Source organism: Phreatobacter sp. GW821-FHT04C01, assembly GCF_059420385.1.
The window spans coordinates 1-2,840 of sequence record NZ_JBWKTP010000027.1 but is presented as its reverse complement, the minus strand read 5'-3'; the positions used below and the strand labels follow the sequence as shown (position 1 = coordinate 2,840).

At 65.7% G+C, this 2,840-nt stretch carries 3 protein-coding genes; all 3 read left to right on the top strand.

Features of this window, described 5'->3' with window-relative positions; translation table 11 throughout:
- Positions 1 to 721 (top strand): ABC transporter permease (locus AC07WJ_RS37155; RefSeq protein ID WP_494939769.1); only part of this gene is annotated, 721 nt, incomplete at its 5' end.
- Positions 718 to 1,653 (top strand): ABC transporter permease, encoded by a 936-nt coding sequence (locus AC07WJ_RS37150; RefSeq protein WP_494939768.1) that lies wholly within the window; start codon positions 718 to 720, stop codon positions 1,651 to 1,653. The genes AC07WJ_RS37155 and AC07WJ_RS37150, both read left to right, overlap by 4 nt.
- The coding region (locus AC07WJ_RS37145; protein ID WP_494939767.1) for an ATP-binding cassette domain-containing protein at positions 1,650 to 2,840 on the top strand (1,191 nt) is incomplete at its 3' end. The genes AC07WJ_RS37150 and AC07WJ_RS37145, both read left to right, overlap by 4 nt.

Below are 2,840 nucleotides of genomic sequence, written 5' to 3'. Positions count from 1 at the left end.
CGGCGATCTCGGCGAGAGCTTCTTCTTCCGCAAGACGGTGTGGGAACTGATCTCCGACCGGATCGAGCCGACCTTGTCGCTGGCCGCCTTCACCATCATCATCGCTGTGCTCATCGCCATCCCGCTCGGGGTGCTCGCCGCCTATAAGCAGGGCACCTGGATCGACCGGATCGTCATGGGCTTCTCGGTGATCGGCTTTTCGGTGCCGGTCTTCGTGATCGGCTATCTGCTGGTCTATATTTTCGCGATCAAGCTCGGCTGGTTCCCCGTGCAGGGCTACCAGCGCATCGCCAATGGGCTGTGGCCGTGGTTCGTCAGCCTGGTGCTGCCGGCCTTCACCCTGTCGGTCATCTATGTCGCGCTGATCGCGCGCATGACCCGCACCAGCGTGCTGGAGGTGCTGTCGGAAGACTATATCCGCACCGCCCGCGCCAAGGGCCAGACCGAGATCAAGGTGCTGTTCCATCACGCGCTGAAGAACGCCGCCGTGCCGATCGCCACCGTCGTCGGCATCGGCATCGCCCTGCTGATCGGCGGCGTGGTGGTGACCGAAAGCGTCTATTCGATCCCGGGCCTCGGCCGCCTGACCGTGGATGCGGTGCTGGCCCGTGACTTCCCGGTGATCCAGGCGATCATCCTGTTGTTTTCGCTCGTCTACGTGCTGATCAACCTGCTCGTGGACCTGTCCTATACGATCTTCGACCCGAGGATCCGCTATTGACCGCGCCTGCCGCCTCCACCCCGCTCGCCGCTTCCCTCGACGTCCCCGCGCCGTCGAAGCCGAATGTCTGGCGCAAGCTGAAGAAGAACCCGTCGGTCGTCGTCGGCGCCGCCATCGTGCTCCTGATGATCTTCATCGGCCTGATCGCGCCGCTGATCGCCACCAACGACCCCTCCGCGATCAATCCGGCGGCGCGCAACCGCATGCCGATGGCCGAAAGCAGCTACCGGCTCGATGACGGCACGCGCAAGACGATGGTGCATTACATGGGCACCGACACGCTCGGCCGGGACGTCTATTCGCGCGTCGTCTACGGTGCCCAGGTGTCGATCTTCATCGGCGTCGCCGTGTCGATCATCTCGGTCACCATCGGCCTGATCATCGGCATGCTCGCGGGCTATTTCCGCTGGCTCGACAATATCATCATGCGGATCATGGACGGGTTGATGGCGATCCCCGCCATCCTGCTCGCCATCGCGCTGGTGTCGCTGTCGCGCGCCGGCGTGCTCACCGTCATCATCGCCATCGTGGTGCCCGAGGTGCCGCGCGTCGTCCGCCTGGTGCGTTCGGTGGTGCTGTCGGTGCGCGAAGAACCCTATGTCGAGGCCGCGATCACCGTGGGAACGCCGACATTGCAGCTCTTGGTCCGGCATATCCTGCCCAACACCATCGCGCCGCTGCTGGTCCAGGGCACCTTCATCTGCGCTTCCGCGATCCTGGTGGAGGCGATCCTGTCGTTCCTGGGCATCGGCATTCCGCCGCAGATCCCGACCTGGGGCAATATCATGGCCGAGGGTCGCCAGGTGTTCCGGCTGTTCCCGCACAACATCCTCTATCCCGGCATTTTCCTCGCCGTCACGGTTCTGGCGGTCAACATGCTGGGCGACGGGCTGCGCGACACGCTCGATCCGAAAATGGAGAAACGCGGATGAGCGGCCCGGTCCTCGATATCAGGAACCTGTCGGTCAGGCTGCCCAAGGGCGGCGACCGCGCCAATGCCGTCGACAGCGTGTCGTTCTCGGTCAATCCCGGCGAGATCGTCTGCGTCGTCGGCGAATCCGGCTCGGGCAAGTCGGTCACCGCCCATTCGGTCATGGGGCTCTTGCCCAAGGGCCAGCTGGCGCCGGTGGCGGGCGAGATCCTGCTCGAAGGCGAAGACATGCTGAAGGCGAGCGGCAGCCGCCTGCGCGCGCTGCGCGGCACCCGCATGTCGATGATCTTCCAGGAACCGATGACCGCGCTGAACCCGGTGGTCACCTGCGGCGAGCAGATCGACGAGGTGCTGGAGATCCACACCGGCCTGTCCTTCGCCGAACGCAAGGACAAGGTGCTGGCGGTGATGGATGCGGTGCGCCTGCCGGATCCGGCCAAGCTTTACGACGCCTATCCGCACCAGCTGTCCGGCGGCCAGCGCCAGCGCATCATGATCGCCCAGGCGCTGGTGCTCGACCCCTCGCTCCTGATCGCCGACGAGCCGACCACCGCGCTCGACGTGACGACCCAGGCGCAGATCCTGAAGCTGGTCGCCGAGATGCAGCAGCGCCGCGGCACCGGCGTGCTGTTCATCACCCATGATTTCGGCGTGGTCGCCGAGATCGCCCACCGGGTGGTGGTGATGCAGAAGGGCAGCGTGGTCGAGACCGGCACCGCCGACGACGTGCTGAAGCGCCCCGAACATCCCTATACCAAGATGCTGATCAACGCGGTGCCGACCCTCACCCCGCCGGCCCGCGAGGTGAAGACCGGCCAGGTCATGCTGGAGACCGTCAAGCTGTCCAAGGTCTATGGCGGCGGCGGCTTGTTCAAGAAGGCGCGCGAGGTGCGGGCCGCTTCCGAAGTCGACATCCAGATCCGCAGCGGCGAGACGCTCGGCATCGTCGGCGAATCCGGCTCCGGCAAGTCGACGGTCGCGCGCTGCATCGCCCGGCTGATCGAGCCGACCTCGGGGACCATCCGGGTCGGCGATCTCGATGTCGCCATGCTGCCCGAACGCCAGCTCCGCCCGCACCGGCGGATCTGCCAGATCGTCTTCCAGGACCCCTATCGTTCGCTCAATCCGCGCCGCTCGGTCGGAGCCTCGATCGTCGAGGGCCCGTGCAATTTCGGCATGGCCGCGGAC